The sequence below is a fragment of the Dickeya oryzae genome (genome assembly GCF_009372235.1).
Taxonomy (GTDB): domain Bacteria; phylum Pseudomonadota; class Gammaproteobacteria; order Enterobacterales; family Enterobacteriaceae; genus Dickeya; species Dickeya oryzae.
Genome location: NZ_ML762920.1, coordinates 160,688 through 185,617 on the forward strand (window position 1 = coordinate 160,688; position 24,930 = coordinate 185,617).

The 24,930-nt window shown below is 55.6% G+C and carries 20 protein-coding genes; 14 read left to right on the plus strand and 6 right to left on the minus strand.

All coding sequences use genetic code 11. From position 1 onward, the window contains the following. From sctV to FAZ14_RS00780, 13 genes are all read left to right on the plus strand, one after another. Window positions 1–2,103: a type III secretion system export apparatus subunit SctV gene (sctV, locus tag FAZ14_RS00720; RefSeq protein ID WP_153507884.1), complete on the plus strand. Its 2,103-nt coding sequence runs from the start codon at window positions 1–3 to the stop codon at window positions 2,101–2,103. Window positions 2,104–2,113: 10 nt separating this feature from the next. Continuing rightward, window positions 2,114–3,106: a type III secretion system inner membrane ring subunit SctD gene (gene sctD / locus FAZ14_RS00725; RefSeq protein WP_153507885.1), complete on the plus strand. Its 993-nt coding sequence runs from the start codon at window positions 2,114–2,116 to the stop codon at window positions 3,104–3,106. Further along, entirely contained in the window at window positions 3,106–4,488 is a 1,383-nt protein-coding gene (gene sctN, locus FAZ14_RS00730; protein WP_153507886.1) for a type III secretion system ATPase SctN, read from the plus strand. Before sctD ends, sctN begins: the two co-directional genes overlap by 1 nt. After that, window positions 4,475–4,954, plus strand: coding sequence for a type III secretion protein (locus FAZ14_RS00735; protein WP_080646409.1), 480 nt, complete (start codon window positions 4,475–4,477; stop codon window positions 4,952–4,954). Before sctN ends, FAZ14_RS00735 begins: the two co-directional genes overlap by 14 nt. Beyond that, window positions 4,951–5,502, plus strand: a complete 552-nt coding sequence (locus tag FAZ14_RS00740; protein ID WP_153507887.1) for a type III secretion system HrpP C-terminal domain-containing protein — start codon at window positions 4,951–4,953, stop codon at window positions 5,500–5,502. The genes FAZ14_RS00735 and FAZ14_RS00740 overlap by 4 nt, the downstream gene beginning before the upstream one ends. Then, entirely contained in the window at window positions 5,499–6,683 is a 1,185-nt protein-coding gene (sctQ, locus tag FAZ14_RS00745) for a type III secretion system cytoplasmic ring protein SctQ (RefSeq protein ID WP_153507888.1), read from the plus strand. The genes FAZ14_RS00740 and sctQ overlap by 4 nt, the downstream gene beginning before the upstream one ends. After that, on the plus strand, window positions 6,680–7,333 hold the full coding sequence (gene sctR, locus FAZ14_RS00750) for a type III secretion system export apparatus subunit SctR (RefSeq protein ID WP_016942341.1): 654 nt from the start codon (window positions 6,680–6,682) through the stop codon (window positions 7,331–7,333). The genes sctQ and sctR overlap by 4 nt, the downstream gene beginning before the upstream one ends. A 7-nt stretch (window positions 7,334–7,340) precedes the next feature. Further along, window positions 7,341–7,601, plus strand: coding sequence for a type III secretion system export apparatus subunit SctS (gene sctS / locus FAZ14_RS00755; RefSeq protein WP_016942342.1), 261 nt, complete (start codon window positions 7,341–7,343; stop codon window positions 7,599–7,601). A gap of 7 nt (window positions 7,602–7,608) precedes the next feature. Further along, window positions 7,609–8,412, plus strand: a complete 804-nt coding sequence (gene sctT / locus FAZ14_RS00760; protein WP_038926263.1) for a type III secretion system export apparatus subunit SctT — start codon at window positions 7,609–7,611, stop codon at window positions 8,410–8,412. Window positions 8,413–8,448: 36 nt separating this feature from the next. Then, window positions 8,449–9,528, plus strand: coding sequence for a type III secretion system export apparatus subunit SctU (gene sctU, locus FAZ14_RS00765; protein WP_153507889.1), 1,080 nt, complete (start codon window positions 8,449–8,451; stop codon window positions 9,526–9,528). Window positions 9,529–9,699: 171 nt separating this feature from the next. Beyond that, entirely contained in the window at window positions 9,700–10,929 is a 1,230-nt protein-coding gene (sbmA, locus tag FAZ14_RS00770; RefSeq protein WP_016942345.1) for a peptide antibiotic transporter SbmA, read from the plus strand. Between the two features lie 657 nt (window positions 10,930–11,586). Next, window positions 11,587–13,560, plus strand: a complete 1,974-nt coding sequence (locus tag FAZ14_RS00775) for a methyl-accepting chemotaxis protein (RefSeq protein ID WP_038926261.1) — start codon at window positions 11,587–11,589, stop codon at window positions 13,558–13,560. Between the two features lie 573 nt (window positions 13,561–14,133). Continuing rightward, the gene (locus FAZ14_RS00780) at window positions 14,134–16,089 is read left to right on the plus strand and encodes a methyl-accepting chemotaxis protein (RefSeq protein ID WP_038926260.1); all 1,956 of its coding nucleotides are present in this window, start codon (window positions 14,134–14,136) and stop codon (window positions 16,087–16,089) included. A 98-nt stretch (window positions 16,090–16,187) separates the two neighbouring features. Here the strand turns inward: FAZ14_RS00780 and FAZ14_RS00785 are convergent, their stop codons facing one another. Beyond that, the gene (locus FAZ14_RS00785; protein ID WP_153507890.1) at window positions 16,188–17,366 is read right to left on the minus strand and encodes an MFS transporter; all 1,179 of its coding nucleotides are present in this window, start codon (window positions 17,364–17,366) and stop codon (window positions 16,188–16,190) included. A 313-nt stretch (window positions 17,367–17,679) separates the two neighbouring features. On the opposite strand from FAZ14_RS00785, the gene FAZ14_RS00790 reads away from it, so the two are divergent. Continuing rightward, window positions 17,680–18,459: a DeoR/GlpR family DNA-binding transcription regulator gene (locus FAZ14_RS00790; RefSeq protein ID WP_153507891.1), complete on the plus strand. Its 780-nt coding sequence runs from the start codon at window positions 17,680–17,682 to the stop codon at window positions 18,457–18,459. Window positions 18,460–18,574: 115 nt separating this feature from the next. Here the strand turns inward: FAZ14_RS00790 and FAZ14_RS00795 are convergent, their stop codons facing one another. The 5 genes from FAZ14_RS00795 to FAZ14_RS00815 form a co-directional block, all read right to left on the minus strand. Then, complete coding sequence (locus FAZ14_RS00795; RefSeq protein WP_029456449.1) at window positions 18,575–19,393, minus strand: ABC transporter permease; 819 nt, start codon at window positions 19,391–19,393, stop codon at window positions 18,575–18,577. Window positions 19,394–19,426: 33 nt separating this feature from the next. After that, window positions 19,427–20,698, minus strand: a complete 1,272-nt coding sequence (locus FAZ14_RS00800) for an ABC transporter permease (RefSeq protein ID WP_038926258.1) — start codon at window positions 20,696–20,698, stop codon at window positions 19,427–19,429. A gap of 34 nt (window positions 20,699–20,732) precedes the next feature. After that, the gene (locus FAZ14_RS00805; protein WP_153507892.1) at window positions 20,733–21,764 is read right to left on the minus strand and encodes an ABC transporter substrate-binding protein; all 1,032 of its coding nucleotides are present in this window, start codon (window positions 21,762–21,764) and stop codon (window positions 20,733–20,735) included. Between the two features lie 322 nt (window positions 21,765–22,086). Further along, entirely contained in the window at window positions 22,087–23,547 is a 1,461-nt protein-coding gene (locus tag FAZ14_RS00810; protein WP_038926257.1) for an NAD-dependent succinate-semialdehyde dehydrogenase, read from the minus strand. Window positions 23,548–23,568: 21 nt separating this feature from the next. Beyond that, window positions 23,569–24,834: a 4-aminobutyrate--2-oxoglutarate transaminase gene (locus tag FAZ14_RS00815; RefSeq protein ID WP_153507893.1), complete on the minus strand. Its 1,266-nt coding sequence runs from the start codon at window positions 24,832–24,834 to the stop codon at window positions 23,569–23,571. Window positions 24,835–24,930: the final 96 nt, after the last annotated feature.

Below are 24,930 nucleotides of genomic sequence, written 5' to 3' on the forward strand. Positions count from 1 at the left end.
ATGGCTGTGTTGATCGTATGGCTTAACCGTTTTGCCATGAGCGCGATGCAGCGCTCCGAGGTAGTGGGTGCGGTGATCGTCATGGCGATTGTGTTCATGATGATCATCCCGCTGCCGACCGATCTTATCGACGTGCTGATCGCGTTCAATATCTGTATTTCATCGCTGCTGATTGTGCTGGCGATGTACCTGCCCAAACCGTTGGCGTTTTCCACGTTCCCGGCGGTACTGCTGCTGACCACCATGTTTCGGCTGGCGTTGTCCATCTCCACCACCCGGCAGATCCTGCTGCAACAGGATGCGGGTCACGTGGTGGAGGCATTCGGTAACTTTGTGGTGGGCGGCAACCTGGCGGTCGGACTGGTGATCTTCCTGATCCTGACGGTGGTGAATTTTCTGGTCATTACCAAAGGGTCGGAGCGGGTGGCGGAAGTCGCCGCGCGTTTTACGCTGGATGCCATGCCCGGTAAACAAATGTCCATCGACAGTGACCTGCGTGCCGGGCTGATTGACTCGCAACAGGCTCGCCAGCGCCGGGAAAACCTCGCCAAAGAGAGCCAACTGTTCGGCGCGATGGACGGCGCGATGAAGTTTGTGAAAGGGGATGCCATCGCCAGTCTGGTGATCGTGTTTATCAACATGATTGGTGGCTTCGCCATCGGCGTACTGCAAAACGGCATGGCCGCCAGTGACGCCATGCATATCTACTCGGTGTTGACCATCGGCGACGGGTTGATTGCCCAGATCCCGGCGTTGCTGATTTCCCTGACCGCCGGGATGATCATCACCCGTGTTTCAGCCGACGGCCAGCAAACGGACAACAATATTGGTCGGGAAATTGCCGAACAGCTAACCAGCCAGCCCAAAGCCTGGATTATCTCCTCGGTCGGCATGCTGGGTTTCGCCCTGCTGCCGGGGATGCCAACACTGGTTTTTCTGATGATCAGTCTGGTTTCGCTCGGCAGCGGGTTATTCCAGCTCTGGCGTGCCAAACAAAACGGCCTGCAGGATGCGTTACTGGCAAACGACAACCTGCCTGCCGACCAGAACGGTTATCAGGACCTGCGGCGTTTCAACCCCACCCGCGCCTACCTGCTGCAGTTTCACACGGTATGGCAAAGCGCCGCGGCTGCCGCTGTTTTGGTGCAAAACATACGACGTCTGCGCAACCAGCTGGTGTACCACTTTGGTTTTACCCTGCCCTCGTTCGATATCGAGTTCACTCCTGCCATACCGGAAGATGAATTCCGCTTCTGTGTCTATGAAATTCCGCAGTTGCGGGCCAGCTTCGGCGTGCCGTTACTGGCCGTTTCACGGGAACAACTACCGCAAGACGCCCCGGACGACGGCATGATACCCGGCTTGCCTGCCCGCGATGAACAGCACCTGCTGTGGATGACGCCGGACCACCCGATGCTGCAACAGCCACAACTGAGCCCCTGGAGCGCGGAAGCGCTGATCCTGACGCGCATGGAGAATGCGATGCATCGCAGCGGCGCGCAGTTTATCGGGCTACAGGAAACCAAATCGATCCTCGCCTGGCTGGAGAGCGAACAACCGGAACTGGCGCAGGAGCTGCAACGCATCATGCCGCTGTCACGCTTTGCCAGTGTGCTGCAACGGCTGGCGTCGGAACGGGTGCCACTACGCTCAGTGCGGCCGATTGCCGAAGCGCTGATCGATATCGGCCAGCATGAGCGCGATATCAACGCCCTGACCGACTATGTGCGTCTGGAACTGAAAGCGCAGATTTGCCACCAGTACAGTCAGGACGACAGCCTTACTGTTTGGTTGCTGACACCGGAAACCGAAGAGCTGCTGCGTGATGCGTTGCGCCAGACGCAAAACGACACCTTCTTCGCGCTAAACCAGGAGTACGCCGCCACCCTGCTCGGCCAGTTGCGACGCGCATTCCCGCCGATGCTGCCGTCATCAGCCCTGATTCTGGTCGCGCAGGACCTGCGCAGTCCGCTGCGCATTCTGTTACAGGACGAGTTTCATCACGTCCCTGTGCTGTCATTCACCGAACTGGAATCGCACCTGTCCATCAACGTTGCCGGTCGTATCGACCTGCTGGACAGGACTGACCCTTTTAACGCATAGGAAACGCAACATGTTTGAACTACGAGTTCTGACCGGATTGCACCGTGGGGCCGCGCTGCCGCTGAGCGGAACCTCATGGCGTATAGGCTCGGCCGATGAAGCCGACATGGTGCTCTACGATCCCGGGATCCGCGAGCAACACTGCCTGCTGGAAACCGCCCCCGGCGGCTGGCAGATCTGCGTATTGGATGGCCCTGTCAGCAATAGCGAAGGCCACACCGTAGAACAGTCGCTGCAGTTGCCGCCCGGCACACCGTTCGCCGTCGGCGCTATCTGGTTATGTGTAGTCAGCGCCGACACTCCGTGGCAGGACGACACTTCAGCCACACCGTCACAAGACACATCAGGCCACGGCCGTGCGGCCATCGACGTTGGCAACGCTGACATGCATGCTGACATGCCCGCGGTGGATACCGACATCACCGCAGATACGCGCCAGCCTTCCCTGCCGGAAGCGGCCACCGCACACCGGGAAAAACGCCGTCTGCCGCTGTGGGCGAAATTCAGTTACCTGCTACTGGGCGTATTACTGTTTATGATCGTCGGCAGTTGGATGCTACAGGAAACGGCGGCGATGCCGCCTGCGCCATCACCGCAGGATAACCGTTTGCCCGTTGGCACGCTGCCACAGTTAAACAGCACGCTGCACACCATGCTCACCGATCGCGAACTGGAGCGACTGGTCACCCTCAGTCAGGACAACAACCGCATCGTGCTAAGCGGAGCGCTCTTACCCGCGCAACACACCCGACTGGCACGGATGCTGGCGCAATTCCACCAACGCTACGTCACCGCCTTACAGATTGAAAACCGCACGACGGAGAAAACCGACGCGCTACCGTTCCAGATTGTGCAAGTCACCAGCGGTCCGAAAGCCAACATCGTCACCGCAGATGGTCGACGCCTGTTCGTCGGCGACGAGGTGGATAACCTGCGGCTGGTCAGCATCAACGACAGCCAGATCGAATTTCGCGGCAAGCAGCAGATCAAGGTGAACTGGTAATGACGACGCAGGACACCATCGATACCCGCTATCCCGCGCTCACCCACTGGCTGCAACAGCAGCAACGCCAACTGGCGGCCTATTCACCGGTGACGCGGCAGGGGCAAATCATCGGCATCAGCGGTATTTTGCTGGAATCCAGCCTGCCTGACGCCCGCATCGGCGATTTGTGCCTGATCGAACGTCACGACCACTCCCAGGTGCTGGCGGAAATTGTCGGCTTCAGCCCGAAAAACACCTTTCTGTCGGCACTGGGTGCGCTGGACGGTATCGCTCAGGGCGCTATCGTCACGCCGTTGTACCAGCCGCATTGCGTACAGGTATCCGAAGCCCTGTTGGGCAGTGTGCTCGACGGCTTCGGCAGGCCGCTGGAACACGGCAGCCACAGCGCATTCGTAGAGCCTGGCTCACTTAGCGAAAGCCCGCCGATACCGGTAATCGGCGATGCCCCACCGCCGACCGAACGCCCACGCATTGCCTCACCACTCCCGACCGGCCTGCGCGCCATCGACGGTCTGCTGACTATCGGCTGTGGCCAGCGTGTGGGGATATTCGCCGGTGCAGGCTGCGGTAAAACCACCTTGCTGGCAGAGCTGGCGCGTAATACGCCTTGTGATGCCATCGTATTCGGTTTAATCGGCGAGCGTGGCCGCGAACTGCGCGAGTTTCTCGACCATGAGCTGGATGAGCAGTTACGAAGCCGCACCGTGCTGGTCTGCTCGACCTCCGATCGCAGCAGCATGGAGCGCGCTCGCGCGGCGTTTACCGCAACCGCCATCGCCGAAGCCTTTCGCGCCGCAGGTAAACACGTGCTGTTGATTATCGACTCATTAACCCGCTTTGCCCGCGCCCAGCGGGAAATCGGCCTGGCGCTCGGCGAACCGCAGGGGCGCGGCGGGTTACCGCCTTCGGTCTATACCCTGCTGCCCCGGCTGGTCGAACGTGCCGGGCAAACCCGTCAGGGGGCGATCACCGCGCTTTACTCAGTGCTGATCGAACAGGACTCCATGAATGACCCGGTCGCCGACGAAGTCCGCTCGCTGATTGACGGTCACATCGTGCTGTCGCGTCGTCTGGCTGAACGCAACCACTACCCGGCTATCGACATTCTGATGAGCCTGAGCCGCACCATGAGCAATGTTGTCGACACAGAACATACCCGCAATGCCAACGCCGTACGCCGACTGATGGCGGCTTACCAACAGGTAGAAATGCTGATCCGCCTTGGTGAATACCAGCCGGGACACGATGCGCTCACCGACGCGGCCGTCAACGCCAATGACGACATCAACCGCTTTCTGCAACAGGCGATGCGTGAACCACAATCCTTTGACGACATCCAGAGGCAACTTGCCGGGGTGAGTCAGTATGCCGAGGTCTGACACCATGAAATCCGTCAGCGTAATGGAAGAAGAACAGCCAGACAGCCGTGTGCAGGAGCTACACGCGGTACTGACGCCGTTATTGCCGATCCGCCGCCAGCGCCTTAGCCGTGCCGAACGCCAGTTGCGTCAGGCCGAGCTGGCGCTCAGGCAAACCGAGGCCGCGTTGCGCGCCCAACAAGCACAACTGGCGCAGTTGCAGGCCGCATGGCAGCAACAGCGCGACACCTTTCTGCGTGACGCTCTGGGCAAAACCCAAACGCTGGAAACCCTGAAAAACCAGCTGGAGCAGGAACAACAACACATCCGCCAGATTCAGGCACAGGTGCTGCTGTGTACCGACTGGCAACAACACTACCTGAGCCAACAGCAACACGTCAGGCAGGCCAGGGAAACTGCACGCCTGTGCCAGAAAGCCGTCGAGAAGCTCGAATTTCTGTTAACCACCTATCAGGAGGCGATATGACCCCTTCCCGGCCCATCCCACCCGAGGTTTCGCCCTCTGGACCGTCACCGTTATCGCACCATCCACAACCGGATCTGTCCGGTTATGTGTCAGGCTATAGCTATGGTGCTGGCGATGACGCGTGTGGGGAGCCGTTCGCCCGCCTCTCGGGGCCAGACGGCGCACAGCCCGATATCAGCTGGCTGCCGTTTGGCCCATCGCTGGCGCTGTATCCCGCGCTTACGCCGACGTCCTTCCAGGATACCCCGGTGCAAACAACACCCGTCATGCCTGCGGGCTGGTCAGCCCTGGCGTCCTCGCTGGCCGACATCCCGTCGTTACACCGTAGCGAACCACTGTCGTTCAGTGTGCAGTTACCGCAGTTAGGTAGCGTAGACGTACGTATGGTGGCGCTCCCCGCTCACGGCTGGGATGTGTCGCTGCGTTTTGGCAAAACCACCTATGAACTGTTGAAGAACCAGCGTGACGCGTGCCGCCGTTCACTGGCAAGGACGCTGCACGCACCGGTACGCCTGCAATTCGACAGCCGGGAGGATGACGACCTATGACCCCACTGGCACAAACACTACGGCGCATCAGCCAGTCACAGGCAGCGCTATCCCGCCAACTGGCGAGCGCACACCGTTTCGCCTTCACGCTGGAGGGGCAACCGGGGGAACTGCGCATACAGTTAGCACACGACGCGCCCGCAGTCGGAGTGGAAAGCGGCTGGCGTTGCCACGACGGCACGTTATGGCTGGACAATGCCGCCCCGTTGCTGTCACTGCTCTCCGCCTGCCCGGCACTGCTACCCGGCGAGCATGACAGCAGTGACACGGTGGCCCGCTACTGGACGCACTACAATCAGGCGCTCAGCCCGGCATTGCGCGAGCTGTTCGGTGAAATTCAGCCGTTGTTACCTGCGCAACCTGATTCTGTAGCAGCATCAGATGACAATACGCACTCAGGTGATAACACATCAGCCGAATTAACCTTGTGGCTCGAGGTGATACTGGGCGATTTTCGCCTTCGCAGTCGGTTACGAACCGCATGCCATACGGTGCAACGCTGGCTATCTCGGCCGGGGTGGTACGCACCGTACTCGGCTTTGCCCACTCACCTGGCGATACGCCTGCCATTAATACTGGCAGACGTGACGTTGTCACAGAAACAATTAGCGAGTCTGGAACCGGGCGACGTGATCTGTCCACATAGACAGTACTTCTCACCGCAAGGCGACGGCAGCATTACGCTGGCCGACCGGCGGTTAGCCGGGCAACTCAGGATGGACGCACTCGCCCCTTATTGGTTTGCCGTGACAGAACTGGAGGAATGCCCCGTGACCACATTTCCTGGCGACACAACGCCCTTTGGTGACCCAACACCGTTTGACGATACCGCTTCTTACGGCAATACCCTGCCGGATAACAGCAACGTGCAGGAAACATTACCCTGTGCCGAGAGTACGTTGCCCTCTGGTGAACCGCTGCCAGGTTATCCTCTGCCCCCGCTCGCGCTGGCACTGACAGTCCGCTGCGGCTACCTGACGCTGACACTGCAGGATTTGCAGCAACTCGCCCCCGGTACCGTGTTAACCCTGCAACAGGCCATCCCCGGCGAAGCCACGCTGTATCACGGCGAGCAACCACTGGCACAGGGAGAGCTGGTGAATGTAGACGGTCGACTGGGGTTGCAAATCACCCGAGGGCCGATTGCTGGCAGGGAGATCGCCACGGAGTCATTGCGATGACCTCAGGCAATTTCGACCCGGTGATGTTTGCCCTGTTTCTCGGCTCGCTGTCACTGATTCCGCTGATGATGATCGTCTGCACCTGTTTTCTGAAAATATCGATGGTACTGATGCTCACCCGCAACGCCATCGGGGTGCAACAAGTGCCGCCCAACATGGCGTTATATGGTGTGGCACTCGCGGCCACACTGTTCGTGATGGCACCGGTATTCAGCGACATCAAACAGCGGTTTCAGGACGCACCGGTGGACGTTAGCAGCCTTGATGCACTGGAAAGCAGCGTGACCCGCGGCATCGAACCGTTACAGCGGTTCATGTCGCGCAACAGCGACCCGGATATCCTCACCCATCTGCATGAAAACAGCCTGCGCATGTGGCCTGCGGCGATGTCGGAGAAAATAACCACCCAGAACATCCTGTTAATCCTGCCCGCTTATGTGCTTTCAGAGCTACAAGCCGGGTTTAAAATCGGTTTTCTGATTTATATCCCGTTCATCGTTATCGACCTGATTGTCTCTAATGTCCTGTTGGCACTGGGGATGCAGATGGTCGCGCCGACCACCCTTTCGCTCCCGCTCAAGCTATTGCTGTTCGTGCTGGTTAACGGCTGGACACGTCTGCTAGACGGTCTGTTCTACAGTTACCTGTGAGGTCATCATGGAAACGCTCACGCTGTTCCGACAGGCGATGGTGTTGGTGGTGATGCTGTCTGCGCCGCCGTTGCTGGTCGCAGTCGTGGTCGGTGTACTGATTTCACTGCTACAGGCAGTGATGCAGTTGCAGGACCAAACGTTGCCTTTTGCCGTCAAACTGGTGGCGGTGGGGTTGGTGTTAGCCATGACCGGTCGCTGGATAGGCGTTGAGTTAATCCAACTGGCGGTCATGGCTTTTAATATGATCGAACAGATCCGGGCCTGAGGTGACGATGCTCTCTCTTGCCACCCTCCAGTCTCTTTATGACTTTATTTACGCACTGACGCTCGGCGTAGCCCGGTTGTATCCATGCCTGTTTCTGGTGCCGTTGTTCTCTTTCACCGTCATCAAAGGCATGCTGCGCAACGCGGTGGCCCTTGCCATCGCGCTAGTCCCGGCCGCTGCTATCCAGCAACACATGTTAACCACCACGATAACCTGGCCCATGTTACCCGCGCTGTTGCTCAAAGAGCTGGTCATTGGACTGTTGTTGGGGGTGGTGCTGGCCATGCCGTTCTGGCTGTTTGAATCTGTTGGCGCGCTGTTCGATAACCAGCGCGGCGCACTGACCGGCGGCCAGCTCAACCCAGCGCTGGGTAGCGATGCCACCCCGCTCGGCCACATGATGAAAGAGCTGTTTACCCTGCTGCTGATCATCACCATCGGGTTTTCCGGCTTCACGCAATTACTGTGGGACAGTTACCGGCTATGGCCAGCATTGGATTTTCTGCCGCCGTTATCGGAGCTGGGTTTTCACACCTATCTCGGTCTGCTCAACGACACCTTCCAACACATGATCGTGTATGCCGGTCCGCTGGTGGCGTTGTTACTGTTGCTGGAATTCAGCATCGCCATTCTCAGTCTTTACAGCCCGCAATTACAGGTCTACGTGCTGTCCGCCCCGGCCAAATGCCTGGCCGGAATGGCCTTCTTCGTGCTCTACATGCCGGTATTGCAGTTTCTCGGTGAAGGCCGACTCAAGGCGCTGGCCGACCTGAAACACCTGTTTCCGCTGTTCTTTCAGGCATCGCCCTGAGCGCTGCATACAACAATTAACCACTAAGGTGCCGGGATGAGCGAAAAAACCGAAAAACCCACCCCCAAGAAATTGCAGGATGCACGCAAAAAAGGGGAAGTCGGTCAAAGTCAGGATGTTCCCAAACTACTGATTAGCGTTGCACTACTGGAGATGATTCTGGCACTGACCGATAACGGCATGAGCAAACTACAGGCATTAATGCAATTGCCGCTGAGCCGTCTGTCTGACCCGTTCAGCCATTCCGCCAATGAAGTGTTCAGCGAAGCGTTATCACTGCTGGGCACCTTCTGCCTGTTAACCATCAGTGTGGCGCTGCTGATGCGTATTGTCGGCGGTTGGATCCAGTACGGCCCGCTGTTCGCCGTAGACGCGCTAAAAATCGATTTCAACCGCCTCAACCCGGTCAATCAAATCAAGCAAATGTTCACGATGCGCAAGCTCACCGACATACTGACCACAATCCTAAAGGCAACCACCATCGGGCTGGTGTTCTGGCTCGTCGTCATACCGCAGTTGGAATGGCTGGTGGAGTTAGCCTATGGCGACCTGACCGCCTTCTGGAAAGGCGTGGAGAGTGTACTGAAAAGTGTGGCGCGCACCACCTTGTCTTCACTGCTGGCGCTGGCGATACTCGACTTCGGTTTGCAAAAATACTACTTCCTCAAGCAGCAACGCATGAGTCATGAAGATATTCGTAACGAGTTCAAAAATTCGGAAGGCGACCCCCACATGAAGGGGCATCGCAAATCGGTAGCACAGGAAATCCTCAACGAACCGGCCAGCCCTCGCGCCAAACCCAGCATCGAGGATGCTGACCTGCTGCTGGTTAACCCAACACACTATGCGGTAGCGCTGTGCTATCGCCCCGGCAAAACGCCATTACCGCGCATTCTACTCAAGGGGGAAGACGAACAGGCCAAAGCGCTCATCGCCCGCGCGCAGCACGCTAATGTGCCGGTGATCCGCTTTATCTGGCTGGCGCGAACCCTGTATCGGATCCCTGAAGGTCACTACATTCCACGCCATACGTTACAGTCAGTTGCACAGGTCTATCGGGTATTACGCCAGTTGGATAATGACCTGAGTCAGCAGGAAATCATTGAGCTGGATTAGCAATACAACGTGTCATAATGACCGCCAATACCCTATCAATACACTCATGCGACCTTACTGAGTAAAGAAAAAGCCATCACCGTCAAAAATCGTTTCAATATAATCCTGCACTTAGGTTAAATATTTGCTATTACGGCAATTATTCTCCTGTTATGGATACAAAGTGCGCTTATGTTCAAGTCGTTTTTTCCCAACCCTAAGTGGTTTTTCTCTTCTGCACTGATCTGGTCGCTGGTGGCCGTCATCATCTGGTACGGCTGGGGACGCCCGCTGGGTGACAGCCTGCTGCACATCAGCGAGCCGTTGCCGCACGGGGCCGCCCGGTTTTGGTCGCCTGCCTTTTTGTGGTTTTACGGGTATTACCTGCTGTGCGTCTGCCTTTTCGCAGGAGCCTGGGCGCTATTACGTCCCCACCCCTGGCAACGCTGGTCTATTCTGGGAACCTCACTGATTATTTTCGTTACCTACTTTTCGGTGGAGATCGGGGTGGCGGTAAACGACTGGTATGGCCCTTTTTATGACCTGATCCAAAAAGCGCTCAGTGCCCCTAATGCGGTGACGATTCAGGCATTTTACAAAGAGTTGCTGATTTTCCTGGGTATTGCGCTAACGGCCGTCACCGTAGGCGTGATGAATCTTTTTTTCGTCAGCCATTATGTCTTTCGCTGGCGTACCGCGATGAATGATTATTACGCTTCGCACTGGCAGTCCTTACGCCACATTGAAGGGGCGGCCCAGCGTATTCAGGAAGACACCATGCGCTTTGCCTCCACCGTGGAAAGCCTGGGTGTCAACCTGGTGAAATCATTGATGACGTTGATAGCCTTTTTACCAGTGCTGGTCAGCCTCTCATCCCATGTCAAAACCTTGCCGTTGATTGGTGAAGTACCTTACGGCCTGGTGATTGCAGCGATTGTCTGGTCACTGGCAGGGACAGGCTTGCTGGCGTTTATCGGCATCAAACTGCCGGGGCTGGAATTTAACAACCAGCGTGTGGAAGCCGCCTACCGTAAAGAGCTGGTCTATGGTGAAGACGACGCTACCCGTGCCACGCCACCGACGGTAAAGCAGCTGTTCACCAACGTGCGAAAAAACTATTTCCGCCTCTATTTCCACTACACCTATTTCAATATTGCACGGGTGCTCTATCTGCAAACCGACAATGTGTTCGGCATTATCATGCTGCTGCCGTCGATCGTCGCAGGTAGTCTGACGCTCGGTCTGATGAACCAGATAACCAACGTGTTCGATCAGGTGCGTAGCTCATTCCAGTACCTGATTAACTCGTGGACCACCATCGTCGAGTTAATGTCGATTTATAAACGTCTGCGTAGTTTCGAATCGGTGATTAAGGATGTGCCGATAGTTACCGACGCGGCGGATGCCACATCCGGCGTCTGATAACCGCGCCCCGGTTCTGTGTAGCCAGTCGGCCAGGCAGCACAGCATCGGGGCTCTCTCACCACAGCCTTTATTCTGCGCCTTTATCCTGCGAATCCCCTTCTCCGTCATACCTGAATGCGCATGCCCAATCCCACTTACCGCCGATAGCGAGAGATAGCGCATATATAGTGGACTGTATAGCGCACATTATCAGTTCCGAATTATTCGGAGTGTATACCCTTCATTCGTCAAAATGAGAGTGACTGCCCTCCCCCTGATTATTTTTTTCTTTATCGGAAGAATCACATTATTTTCTCGACCAACAACAAAATGAAAAAATATGACTTAGTCAGGCTATTTAAAAATAATTTTTTGAAAAAGAGAGCAGATAAAACCACGACGGATACATCATCTAACTAGTACACGAAAATATTTGACAGCCCGCAAACAGAATACCGGTAGAAAAAAACAAAACTGGAATAAGAAACACAAACAACCTCTGATTTCATTATGTTAGCAAGCATTTATAATTCTAAAAAATGTGATAAGATTCACACGTTTTTCTCCTCGCGAAAGAAACCCATCTCTGTACTTTATGAAAAACACGGACGTTAACAGATGGTCACTCTCTGTTGATCTGTATTGTCAACATATTTAGCTCTGTAGGAAACCTTGATGAATACAATTATGCATACCTATAACAATCTGAAGGTTGGTACTAAACTGGCAATAGGGTTTGGACTCATTTTAGTTATGTCCGCCTTTATCATGCTATCCGGAGTTAATGGTTTTCGTAATATTGACGCCTATGTCAACAAATCCATTATCAGTAATGACATTAATAATAACCTGAACGATGCCAGACGCGCCCGCCTCAATTTCCAATATACCCATGACTACAGCTCAATAGAGAAAGTGGGCACCCTGATGGCAAAAGTCGGCGAGTCACTGAAGCAGGCCAACCAGCTCACCTGGCGTCCTGATGCACGTAAGCTGCTGGATCAACTCAATACCGCCTACAACGTCTATCTCCCAAGACGAGAAGCGCTGATCAACGCCAGCAAGCAACGTGATGCCGTGGCGCAAAAACTTAACCAGGACAGCAGCGCCAGTATACTGAGTACACTACGCACCCAATTCAGTGCGAGTACGCAGACACCGGAATTACAGCTGGAGTTTATCACGCTGTACGAACAGCTAGCAGATATCCGCGATATGGCACATGAGTTGCTGCTAACCCCTTCCGCACAAACAGAATCCAACCTGCGTAAAGCCCTTAGCAGCGCACAGGCCGCACTCACTCAAAGCCTGCCGAAATTCAGTACGGAACAGCAAGGCTGGTTGAATCAGGCCTGGCGTTTCTTTTCCGCCTATAACGGCTACGTTGACGAGTACATGGCTGCTTTCCGTAATGAAAGCGCCGCTACCAACACCATGAGCGATGCAGCAGTCATTCTGGATAACGCCTCCAACGATTTATATGCCGCTCAGTTAGCACTGGTCAGCAATACCACTGCCAGTTCACAGTGGCAATTGTTGTTGACCAGTCTGGTGATTATCGCTATCGGGGTCCTGATGGCCTGGCGTATCACGTTGCAGATTACCCGTCCCCTGCACCAGAGTCTGTCGATAGCTGAACGGATTGCCCAGGGCGACCTGACGGCTTCCATCACCGTTGTTCGCCGCGATGAACTGGGAATGCTGATGTCTGCAATGGCGGAGATGAACCATAAACTGCGTGAGATGATAGGAAGCATTCGTGAAGGCGTGAGCAACGTGGCGTCGGCCGCGTCGGAAATCGCGGCCGGTAACACTGATCTCTCCTCACGTACTGAGCAGCAGTCTGCCGCCGTGGTGGAAACCGCCGCCAGCATGGAGCAGTTAACCTCCACGGTGAAACAGAACGCCGATAACGCGCATCACGCTTCACAACTGGCTGCCGATGCCTCCGCTAATGCGACCCGCGGCGGCGAAATCGTCACTAACGTGGTCAGCACCATGAATGAAATCGCCGTCAGTTCCCGGCGTATTTCCGACATCACCTCGGTTATCAACGGCATTGCCTTCCAGACCAATATTCTGGCACTAAACGCCGCCGTGGAAGCCGCGCGTGCCGGTGAGCAAGGCCGTGGTTTTGCTGTGGTGGCAGGCGAAGTGCGTAGTCTGGCCCAGCGTAGCGCGCAGGCCGCTAAAGAGATCGAAACGCTGATCAACGAGTCGGTCACCCGGGTCAATACCGGTTCCACCCAGGTGGAAAACGCCGGTAAGACAATGGATGAGATCATCCGTTCCATCTCCCATGTGCATGACATCATGGATGAGATTGCCTCCGCCTCTGATGAACAGAGCCGTGGCATCAACCAGATCTCTACCGCCGTCGCCGAAATGGATGCCACCACCCAGCAAAACGCCGCGCTGGTGGAGCAATCTTCCGCCGCAGCCAATTCACTGGAAGAGCAGGCTCAGGTGCTGGAGCACGCAGTGTCGTTTTTCCGGACCAGCCATGACAATGCTACGGTATCACCAGCAAGACAACGCAACACGACCAGTACCAAAACGCCATTCATGTTGGGGAAATCAACTACCAAAGCGTCTGCTACGGTGAAACCTTCATCAACCTCAACCAAAGATGACTGGGAGTCGTTCTAATCCGTTTTGATAACGGTGTCGGTTAATTTCTACTACGTCTGATCACAACGATTGTTGGTACATACTGCACAGCATGGCAATGAACCGCCATGCTGTGTTTAGATTCTGCTTTTTCCCCTGCCTTGTATCGCCCATTGATTTTTCAGCAGCGTATGTTGAGCGCGAGTATTCCTCCACCAACAACGCGACGTAAAGATTATCACTGCGTATTGTCACGCCCATGATTACTTTTTGGCTATCCCATTTGAAAGTATCAAAAAAATGGATGAGGCATCAGCCATTGCTAATCGATATCTCATTTTTCAGTGATACATTGATAAAATCACTTTCTAATACTATGTTATGAAAGTGTAGTTATTACATTACCTTCCCCTGTGAGATGCATAAGCCATGCGTCTCGGGCCGTAATCGTCCGCTTACAGAGCCGCTCACTCACAGTAACGATTACAGATTAGCGTAACCATAATAATAAAACACAGCGTCAGCACTGCGGTACTGAAGCGTTAATTATTGAATTATTCAAATCGGTTTTTTCCTCATCATTTCTCTGGCAAATCAAGAAAGGAAGGACCAATGAATACTGTTTTTGGTGCTTATAACAATCTCAAGGTCGGCGTAAAGCTGGCTCTGGGGTTCGGATTAATATTGTTGATGGCCGTTATTATTATGCTGTCTGGCGTAAACGGTTTCCGTAATATTGACGCCTACTCACAAAAATCGATTATCAGTAATAGTATCAATAGTTACCTGGAAGATGCAAAACTGGAACGGCTGCGTTTTCAATATACCCACGATTATGCTGCCTTAAATAAAAACAGTGAATTGCTGAATAAAGTAACGCAATTGCTGAACACGGCAGAAACACTGAAATGGGATGCGGATACCCGTACTTTGCTGGATAAAATGATCCAGGCCAGCAACGAATATAATGCGTCACGGGGAAACCTGATCACCGCCAGCCAAAAGCGGGATGCTGTCGGCCAAAAGTTATCGCAGAATGCCATCGGTAATGCTGTGGATACCCTACGCAGACAATTCGACAGCGCCATGTTGCCACTGGAATTGAGACTGGAGTTCCTATACATCCATGAGGCGCTGTCTGACATTAAAGACACTGCACATGAGCTGACACTAACCCCTTCTGGTGAGCATGAAGCCACCCTTCGCAAGGCACTGGACACCGCACAGTATACCCTCACGCAGGCTCTGCCAAAGTACGATGCAGAACAACAGGCGTGGCTCAATCAAGCCTGGCAGCTGTTTTCCACCTACGACAGAGATATCAGCCTTTATATGACCGCATATCAGGAGGAAAAAACGGCCTCTCAACGTATGACGGATATCGCGCAGGTGCTGAATCAGGCAACGACACAGCTTTATGAAGCGCAATTAAGCAAGGTGGATAACATTACCCGCCAGTCCCAATACGAGCAGTGGGTTATCGGCCTGGCGATTATCGCTATTGGTGTGTTGTTGGCCTGGCGCCTCACCTTACTGATTACTCAACCATTGCGTCAAAGCCTGTCGATGGCCGAACAGATTGCCCAGGGCGACCTGACCGCCACCATTACCGTCAACCGGCGCGACGAGTTGGGCCAATTGATGACGGCAATGAACCAGATGAACCATAAACTGCGCGACATGATAGGAATCATCCGTGAAGGCGTAAACAATGTGGCATCGGCCGCATCGGAAATCGCGGCCGGTAATACTGACCTCTCTTCACGAACCGAGCAGCAGTCTGCCGCCGTCGTGGAAACCGCCGCCAGCATGGAGCAGTTAACCTCCACGGTGAAACAGAACGCCGATAATGCGCATCACGCCTCACAACTGTCTGCCGATGCCGCCAATAACGCCACTAAAGGCGGTGAAATTGTCACCAACGTCGTCAGTACCATGAATGAAATCGCCACCAGTTCCCGGCGTATTTCCGAAATCACCTCGGTTATCAACGGTATCGCCTTCCAGACCAATATTCTGGCGCTGAATGCCGCGGTGGAAGCCGCGCGTGCCGGTGAGCAAGGCCGTGGTTTTGCTGTGGTGGCAGGCGAAGTGCGCAGTCTGGCCCAGCGCAGCGCCCAGGCCGCTAAAGAGATCGAAACCCTGATCAACGAGTCAGTCACCCGGGTCAATACCGGTTCCACCCAGGTGGAAAGCGCCGGTAAGACGATGGATGAAATCATCCGTTCTATCTCCCATGTTCATGACATTATGGGCGAAATTGCTTCTGCGTCTGATGAGCAGAGCCGAGGGATTAACCAGATCTCAAGCGCCGTCGCCGAAATGGACGCCACCACCCAGCAAAACGCCGCGCTGGTGGAGCAATCGTCTGCGGCAGCTAACTCACTGGAAGAGCAGGCTCAGGCACTGGAACAGGCGGTGTCGATTTTCCGCCTCGGTGATAGTGACGCCCACCGCTTTACCCGACAGGCTCCCGGCACCCTCCGCGCGAAAAAACCGTTGATGCTGGCCACTGCAACAGCCGGGTCTCACCCGGCTGCGACAAAAAATGAGTGGGAATCCTTCTGACCGATAGCATCCGTCTCACCATGGCGGGCAACGCCCGCCTTATTTTACTACTGCTCGTACTTTAGGGCCAATGCGCGCAACGCCCCGCATCGATATCTTTAGACCTTCACCGCTTTGGCACTCAGCCCAACCAGTGCCAGCAGGGTCGCCACCACTAAAAACGCGGCTGACAAACTGCTGTGATGCGCAATAAACCCGATACTTGCTGGCCCAGCTAATATTCCCAGGTAACCCAGCGTGGTGACCGCAGGTACCGCCGCCGCCTGTGGCATGCTGGTCTGACGCCCGATGGCTGAAAACATAACCGGCACAATATTGGAACACCCCAACCCGATCAGCGCATAACCGAGCAACGCAACCGACCAGAACGGAATCCACACCGCCAGCATCAACCCGGAGACCGCCAGCGTGGCCCCCAGCATCACCACTGGTTGTGCACCCAGTCGGGTGACCACCCGATCGCCGGTCAGACGTCCGAGCGTCATGGTGGCGGCAAAACACGCAAAACCGAGCGCACCTTGCGCATCCGGCATGCCGCGGTATTCGGTCAGAAATACCGCGCTCCAGTCCAGCACCGCGCCTTCGGTCAGGAACACGGCAAAGCAGATCAACCCCAGCACCAGTACCGTACCGCGGGGAACAGCAAACGCCGGGCCTTCCGGCGGATTGGCGTACCTCAGCAAACCGGCCAGATGCGTCAGCAATAACAGCACCATCACCACCACACTGATCAGGCTCGCCACCAGCGGCGACAGCCCCAGCGACATCATGCCGCTCATCGCCCCGGCACCGACGATACCACCAATGCTGTAAAACCCATGAAACCCGGACATCATGGCTTTACCTGAGGCTTTCTCCACCAAAATCGCCTGTACGTTCATCGCACAATCGGTGGTACCAACCCCAATACCGAATATCAGCAATGCCAGCGCCAGTAGCGCCGCACTCGGGATCACCGCCAGCCACGGCAAGATCAGGCAGAACAGCAATACCGCCAGCGAAATCACCTTACGGCAGCCAAAGCGCGTGGTCAGCATACCGGTTACCGGCATCGCCACCAGCGCGCCGCCTCCCAGACACAGCAACAACAGACCGAGCATACCGTCATCCACGGCGGTATTGAGCCGGGCGAACGGCACCAGCGCCGCCCAAACCGACGTACCAAACCCGGCTAAAAAAAACATCACGCGCGTCGCACGTTGCTCGCGCCGTCCCGGTTCATCAAACAACGGTGCAGCTGAAGGTGAAAGCGTCTGGGAATCCGTCAACGGTTGCATAAACGATATCGTCTCATGAGAAAGAAATAGACCAATGACCGCATCGGCGTATGCGGTCTGTTAACGTGTTCGGCGTTACCCATTCAGGATCCGTAGCACATCTTCGTGTAAGCGTGGCAAGGTTTGCTGACTGGCGGCGTCAGCCAGACGATGGAAGAATGCGATATCGGGTAATGACTGACTCATGGTACTCACCTCTTTCGATAGGCTGCACATCACCACTATTTGATTGACAATTCTTGATTGACAATTCGGCGTCCCAGTGATTAATTTTGCTCGTTATGCTTGATTAAATTAATTATAAGGCTTGGTTATGCTCGATTATGCATCCTTTCCTGAACAACGACAATCGCTGATCCGAGATCGATTAGCGAAGGAAGGTCGGGTGGTTTGTACGTTACTGTCGCAAGAATTACAGGTATCGGAACACACCATCCGGCGTGATTTGCAGGAACTGGCGCGAGAAGGTATATGCAAGCGGGTATATGGCGGCGCGGTCAGCCTGGCACCGGCTGACGGGCATTTTATTACCCGGGCCACTGCCGACAGCGACGCGAAAGACCGGCTGGGGCAATCCTGCGCTGCGTTGATTCAGGCGAATCAGTGCGTATTTATCGATTCGGGCTCGACCAACCTCGCGATCGCCCGGGCGATCGCGCCTACGTTGCCCGTCACTGTCGTCACCAATTCGCCCGCTATCGCGCTGGAAATGATGAAATCCTCCCACGCCGAGGTGATTATGCTCGGTGGGCGAGTACAACCCCGCACCGGCGGCGCATTGGGTATCACACCGCAAAAACAGCTGGAGAATATCTATTTCGATCTCTGTTTTCTGGGCGGTTGCGCACTGGATGCCAGCGAAGGGCTAACGGTGTTTGACTATGAAGACGCCGGGTTCAAGCACGCGGCGGTGGGCAAGAGCAACGAGGTTGTGGTGGCGATGACCTCGGACAAACTCCCGGCCATCGCCCGTTACCATGTCATCCCCTGCGAAGACATCGCCACGCTGGTAGTGGAAGCGACTATCGCACCCGATAAACTCGCGCCTTTTCACGACAAAAAAATGACTATACGGTTTGCTAAAGAGAGCTAACCCCGCGCCTTTCCTGACCCCACAGGCCAAAAAGCAGCGCCCTTGCCAGTTCAGGCAAGGGCGCATAACAGAGATAAATAGCGTTGTACGCTACCGTCAGTATCCACGGTCGGAATCAATGCCCGCCGCGCAATTTCTCCGAACGACGACGCAGCACTTCCATCACCACCAACAGCACCAGCGCGGCCGCCACCATCATCGTCGCTGCGGCGGCGATAGTCGGGTCAAGGTTCTCACGGATCCCGGCGAACATCTGCAATGGCAATGTACGCTGACGCGGACTAGCGAGAAACAGCGTCACAATCACCTCATCAAACGAGGTGGCGAACGCAAACAGTGCGCCGGAGAAAACGCCAGGGGCTATCAGCGGCAGGGTTACCCGACGAAACGCCAGCAACGGCGGTGCCCCCAGGCTGGCGGCAGCACGAGTCAGGTTCTGGTCGTAATTTTTCAGCACCGCGGTGACGGTAATCACCACAAATGGTACCCCCAACACCGCATGCGCCAGCACCAGCCCGATGTAGCTATTGAGCAGTGACAGCTTGGCGAAGAAGAAGAACATCCCGACGGCCACGATCACCACCGGGGCAATCATTGGTGAAATCAGTACCGCCATCACCAACGACTTGCCGCGAAACTCGCCGCGAACCAGTCCCACCGACGCCAGCACGCCCAATACGGTTGCCAGTATCGTCGCCAGCGGCGCGATCAGCAGGCTGTTGCCCAACGCACCGAGCCATTCGCTGGAATGGAAAAACTCCCGATACCAACGCAGGGAAAATCCAGCCAACGGGTAACTGAGGAACGACCCGGCATTAAACGACAGCGGCACAATCACCAGCACCGGCACGATCAGAAACAGCAACATCGCCGCGCCATAAAAATTGAAGAAGCCATTCCACACCCGCAACAGCTGCGATCCCTGTTGTCTCATTTCCTTCATCGGTTTCATCGCTTGCTCCTTCTTTTAACGCGCCGCCGCTTCGGCGTCGGTGCGGGTAACACGGATATACACCACATACAGCAGTACCACGATCACCAACAGTTGCGTCCCCAACGCGGCCGCCATTCCCCAGTTCATGGTGGTATTGGTGAAAAACGCCACGAAATAACTGAGCATCTGGTCGCCAGGCCCGCCAAGCAGCGCTGGCGTAATGTAGTAGCCAATCGCCATCATGAACACCAGCAACGCACCGGCCGTCACCCCGGCGTAAGTCTGCGGCACATACACCCGCCAGAACGCCAGAAACGGATGCGCCCCCAGCGAAATCGCCGCCCGAACATAGTTAGGCGAAATACCTTTCATCACCGCATACAGCGGCAACACAAAAAACGGCAACAGGATATGCGTCATCGAGATATAGACACCGACACGGTTGAACACCAGTACCAGCGGCTCATCAATAATACCCAGACCTATCAGCGAACGGTTGATCAGCCCGCCGGATTGCAGCAACACGATCCAACTGGCGGTTCGCACAATCAGTGAGGTCCAGAACGGCAGCAACACCAGAATCATCAATAAATTAGCGCGGTTATCCGGCTGTTTCGCCAGCCAGTAAGCCAGTGGATACCCCAATGCCACACACAGCAACGTAACGACACCAGCCATCAGCAACGTGCGCATCAGCACATCGACATACAACGCCTGATCTGCCGGTTGTGCCACCACCTTATCAGTTTGTGGGTCGACCTTATGGTCAAACACCGCCAGCAGGTAATAGCTGGTAAACGGACTCGACGCTCGCTCAATGGTTTTCCAGGTGTTGAGCTCACCCCACATCGGTTGCTCGGCGATCAGTTGCTCACGCAGCCCCGACTGTTCATCCGACGGCAGTTTACGCAGGGTACGGGTAATCAGCGTGCGGTACTGGCTGTCTTCGTACCCCAGCCGCTTGGTGATCGTGGCGACCTGCCCGGTATTGCGAGCATTACGCAGATCGCTCACCAGCGCGCGAAACACACTTTCATCCGGCACCGCTTTGCCGGGCCAGTTCCGCATCGCCTCTACCGTCATCGGCATACTGACACGCAAGTCCGGGTTGGACACGCTTTTGCCCAGAATCGACAGTATCGGGAACAGAAAACTGACCAGAATAAACAGGAATAGGGGTGCTATCAGCAACAGCGACCGTTTCTGATAGCGGGCCTGCGCCTGACGCAGTTGCTGTTTGAGACTGGTGCGACCTTCCTGATTACCGACTGGCGGTTCAGCCTTCAACATCTCACTCTGGGACATAAGCGTGCTCTCCTTGTTCAATACCGGTTCAGGATTACTTCTGGGCAGCCCAGGCGTTGAAGCGCTGTTCCAGCTCTTCGCCGTGATCAATCCAGAATTCGGTATCGACCTGTACCGATTGCGCCAGGTTATCCGGGGCGGTTGGCAGGTTGTTGCTGATGGACGGGCTCAGTAACGCGGTGGTTTTGCTGTTGGTCGGCCCATAAGCGATGTTTTCAGCAAACACCTTCTGGTTTTCCGGCTGGTTGGCGAACGCGATAAACTGTTCAGCCAGCGCTTTATGCTTGGAGCCTTTTACAATCGCCCAGCTATCCAAATCGTACAGACCGTCTTTCCAGGCGATATTGATGCCCGGTTTTTCTTTCTGCGCCACGGCCACGCGGCCATTGTAGGCTGAGGTCATGACCACATCCCCGGCCACCAGCCACTGCAACGGTTGTGCACCGGACTCCCACCACTGAATATTGGATTTGATCTGATCGAGTTTCTTGAACGCGCGATCGACACCCGCCGGGGTCGCCAGCACTTTGTAGACATCTTCACGTTTCACGCCATCGGCCAACAACGCGATTTCCAGCGTGAACTTGGCGCTCTTGCGCAGCGCGCGCTTGCCGGGGAAGTTTTTCACATCCCAGAAGTCAGCCCAGCTTTTGGGGGCCTGCTGTAATTTATTGGCGTTGTAAGTCAGCACCGTGGACCAGACAAAAATCCCGGCACCGCATTCAGAGATGGCCCCTTTAACGAAATCGGCCTGATGACCCAGCTTTTGCCAGTCCAGCGGTTCAAACAGTCCCTCGTTACATCCACGCAGCAGTTCCGGACCTTCCACTTCCACCACATCCCAGCCAACCTGCCCTGTCTGCACCATTGCGCGGATACGAGCCATTTCACCATTGTATTCACCGGCTTCGATCGTGCCTTTGCCCGCGGCCTGGAACGGCTTATAAAACGCCTTATCCTGTGCATCTTTATTGGTGCCGCCAAAGGAAATCACGGTCAGATTATCAGCCCAGCTCTGGGAGGCCATGGCAACGAGCAGAGCGGATAGTGCAAATTTTTTCAACATGGTCTGGCTCCTAAAGAGAGTAGTCAACGTATGTCTATAAGGGGAAAACCCTTAATTTTTTTGATGTATGACATCATTCTGTATAGCAGTTTTCATGCCAGTTTCTATCGACTGGATTAAAAACCGCCGGATGGAGCCGTGGAAGTCTTACGCTGTGCAATCTGCACAGTACTGGTGTTATTTTTAATCTGATAGCCTGTTTTTGACTGCGACAGCCGGTGGTTGACTTGCCTTGTTATGGTGCAACCGATTAACAGGCTGCACCAGACTGGCCCGGCCGTTCCTGACATGAACATCCTTGTTCATCCAACTGCATCCGTCGTCAGGCTGATGGGGTAAGGTCAACACAGAGATATTTCATCTCCAGGTATTCCTCAATGCCGAAGCGTGAACCTTCACGGCCCAACCCCGACTGTTTTACCCCGCCAAACGGGGCGACTTCGTTAGAAATGAGACCGGTATTAATGCCGACCATGCCGTACTCCAGCGCTTCCGGCACACGCCACTGTCGGATAGCGTCACGGGTATAGACGTAGGCCGCCAGGCCAAACTCGGTATCGTTCGCCATCGCCACCACCTGTGCCTCATCGTCAAACGGGAACAACGGTGCCACCGGCCCGAATGTTTCCTCTCGCGCAAACCGCATCTCGCGCGTTACGCCACCTATCACCGTCGGCGTAAAGAACGTGCCGCCCAGCGCATGGCGTGAACCGCCGGTCAGCAACGTCGCCCCTTTGGCCAGGGCATCGCTAATATGCGACTCGACCTTGCCAACTGCGTCCTGATCAATCAGCGGGCCTTGCGTCACGCCGGGTTGCGTCCCCTCGCCCACGTTCAGTTTTTCCACTTCCTCCACCAGCCGTGCAGCCAGTGCCGGGTAGATACCCCGCTGAACATAAATGCGGTTGGCGCAAACACAGGTCTGGCCGCTATTGCGGAACTTGGACGCCAGAATGCCTTTTATCGCCAGTTCCAGATCGGCGTCGTCAAACACGATGAACGGCGCGTTGCCGCCCAGTTCCAGCGACAGTTTTTTCACCGTCGGCGCACTTTGTGCCATCAAAATGCGGCCAACTTCGGTAGACCCGGTAAAGCTCAGCTTGCGCACGATCGGGCTATCACACAGCACTTTACCCACCGAGGCAGCTTCGCCAGTCACCACCTGCAACACACCCGCAGGAATGCCTGCCTGTAGCGCCAGCTCCGCCAGCGCCAGTGCGGTGAACGGTGTCTGCTCCGCCGGTTTGACTATCATGGTGCACCCGGCCGCCAGTGCAGGTGCCGCTTTACGGGTAATCATCGCCGCCGGGAAGTTCCACGGCGTGATCGCCGCGCATACACCGATGCCCTGCTTAATCACCAGCAGGCGTTGACTGGCCTGCGGTGACTGCAACACACTGCCTTCCACCCGCTTTGCCTCTTCGGCAAACCAGTCGATAAACGAGTTGGCGTAAGCGATTTCCCCACGGGCTTCCGCCAGCGGTTTCCCCTGTTCAGCGGTGAGGATTGCCGCCAAATCGTCCTGATGCTCACGAATCAATTGCGCCCATGCCTGCATCAGTGCCGCACGCTCTTTACCGGTACGCTGACGCCACGCCACCAGCGCCTGCTCGGCCTGCGCAATCGCCAGCTGAGTCTGCTGCGCCGTCACCAGCGGAATGCTGCCCAGTTCATCGCCGGTCGCCGGGTTGTTCACGCTCAGGCGAGCGCCGTTATGGCTATCTTGCCACTCGTCGCCAATCAGACATTGCTGGCGGAATAACGCTTTATTTTTTAGTTGCATAGCTACCTTTTCGCTCACATCTCACTTCGCCAGAACCTGGGCCAGAATAGACAGTGCTTTACTGAACTGGGCATCCGGAATGGTCAGCGGATACAGAAAACGGATCACGTTGCCATGCGTACCACAGGTCAGTAACAGCAGCCCTTGTTCCAGCGCCGCTTGCTGGTATTTTTTGGTGATTTCCGCGCTCGGTTTGCCGGTTTGCGGGTCATTAAACTCCACCGCCACCATCGAGCCACGGGCACGGATATCGGCGATCGCCGGGTTAGCAGTTTTCGCCTGCTCCAGCGCTTCAACCAGTGTAGCGCCAAGGCGTTGAGCACGCTGGCACAGTTGTTCCTCTTCAATCACATCCAGCACAGCAAGCGCCGAGGCCACCGCCAGCGGGTTACCCGCATAGGTACCACCCAGCCCGCCGGGGCCCGGTGCATCCATCACCTCGGCACGCCCTACCACGCCGGAAATCGGGAAGCCGCCGCCCAGGCTTTTCGCCATGGTGATCAGGTCCGCTTTATCGTCGTAATACTCCATCGCGAACACCTTGCCGGTACGGGCAAAGCCGCTCTGTACTTCATCGGCAATCAGCAACATGCCGTATTTGTCACACAACTGGCGCACACCGTGGATGAATTCTGGCGGTGCCACATTGAATCCCCCTTCGCCTTGTACCGGCTCCAGCAGAATGGCCGCGACCTGATCAGCACCGATATCGGTATGCAGAATGCGATCAATGCTCTCCAGCGCCTGTTCTACCGTAACGCCGTGTTGGGCATTCGGGTACAGCGCATGGAAAATGGACCCTGGGAATGGGCCGAAACCGGTGGAATACGGAGCCACTTTACCGGTTAGCGTCAGGGTCAGCAGCGTACGGCCGTGGAACGCCGCACCAAAGGCAATCACACCAGGGCGCTTGGTGTAAGCACGAGCAATTTTCACTGCGTTTTCAACCGCCTCGGCCCCGGTGGTGAAGAAAGCCGTTTTGGCCGGGCCAGCGATCGGTGCCAGTGCATTCAGACGCTCAGCCAGTGCCACATAGCTGCCGTAAGGCACGATTTGATAGGCGGTGTGGGTGAATTTTTCCAGTTGCTCACGTACCGCCGCCAGCAGTTTAGGGTGACGGTGGCCGGTGTTCAGTACCGCAATCCCGGCCGCAAAATCAATATACTCGCGCCCTTCAACATCCCACAGGGTGGCATTCTCCGCCTTGTCGGCATAGAAATCACACATCACACCCACGCCACGCGGCGTGGCGGCCAAACGACGTTGATTCAATTCGCTGTTACTCATTTTCCGCTCCGATTCGATGAACACACCACCCAATAAGGGTTGACGATTGACGTTACGATGTTGTTATTTATCTCCTGTATGGCCCTATAATCCAGA

Bases quoted from the DNA above. Each gene is read 5' to 3' on its own strand.
- sctV (WP_153507884.1), top strand. From the start codon at position 1: ATGGCTGTGTTGATCGTATGGCTTAACCGTTTTGCCATGAGCGCGATG.
- sctD (WP_153507885.1), top strand. From the start codon at position 2,114: ATGTTTGAACTACGAGTTCTGACCGGATTGCACCGTGGGGCCGCGCTG.
- sctN (WP_153507886.1), top strand. From the start codon at position 3,106: ATGACGACGCAGGACACCATCGATACCCGCTATCCCGCGCTCACCCAC.
- FAZ14_RS00735 (WP_080646409.1), top strand. From the start codon at position 4,475: ATGCCGAGGTCTGACACCATGAAATCCGTCAGCGTAATGGAAGAAGAA.
- FAZ14_RS00740 (WP_153507887.1), top strand. From the start codon at position 4,951: ATGACCCCTTCCCGGCCCATCCCACCCGAGGTTTCGCCCTCTGGACCG.
- sctQ (WP_153507888.1), top strand. From the start codon at position 5,499: ATGACCCCACTGGCACAAACACTACGGCGCATCAGCCAGTCACAGGCA.
- sctR (WP_016942341.1), top strand. From the start codon at position 6,680: ATGACCTCAGGCAATTTCGACCCGGTGATGTTTGCCCTGTTTCTCGGC.
- sctS (WP_016942342.1), top strand. From the start codon at position 7,341: ATGGAAACGCTCACGCTGTTCCGACAGGCGATGGTGTTGGTGGTGATG.
- sctT (WP_038926263.1), top strand. From the start codon at position 7,609: ATGCTCTCTCTTGCCACCCTCCAGTCTCTTTATGACTTTATTTACGCA.
- sctU (WP_153507889.1), top strand. From the start codon at position 8,449: ATGAGCGAAAAAACCGAAAAACCCACCCCCAAGAAATTGCAGGATGCA.
- sbmA (WP_016942345.1), top strand. From the start codon at position 9,700: ATGTTCAAGTCGTTTTTTCCCAACCCTAAGTGGTTTTTCTCTTCTGCA.
- FAZ14_RS00775 (WP_038926261.1), top strand. From the start codon at position 11,587: ATGAATACAATTATGCATACCTATAACAATCTGAAGGTTGGTACTAAA.
- FAZ14_RS00780 (WP_038926260.1), top strand. From the start codon at position 14,134: ATGAATACTGTTTTTGGTGCTTATAACAATCTCAAGGTCGGCGTAAAG.
- FAZ14_RS00785 (WP_153507890.1), bottom strand. From the start codon at position 17,366: ATGCAACCGTTGACGGATTCCCAGACGCTTTCACCTTCAGCTGCACCG.
- FAZ14_RS00790 (WP_153507891.1), top strand. From the start codon at position 17,680: ATGCTCGATTATGCATCCTTTCCTGAACAACGACAATCGCTGATCCGA.
- FAZ14_RS00795 (WP_029456449.1), bottom strand. From the start codon at position 19,393: ATGAGACAACAGGGATCGCAGCTGTTGCGGGTGTGGAATGGCTTCTTC.
- FAZ14_RS00800 (WP_038926258.1), bottom strand. From the start codon at position 20,698: ATGTCCCAGAGTGAGATGTTGAAGGCTGAACCGCCAGTCGGTAATCAG.
- FAZ14_RS00805 (WP_153507892.1), bottom strand. From the start codon at position 21,764: ATGTTGAAAAAATTTGCACTATCCGCTCTGCTCGTTGCCATGGCCTCC.
- FAZ14_RS00810 (WP_038926257.1), bottom strand. From the start codon at position 23,547: ATGCAACTAAAAAATAAAGCGTTATTCCGCCAGCAATGTCTGATTGGC.
- FAZ14_RS00815 (WP_153507893.1), bottom strand. From the start codon at position 24,834: ATGAGTAACAGCGAATTGAATCAACGTCGTTTGGCCGCCACGCCGCGT.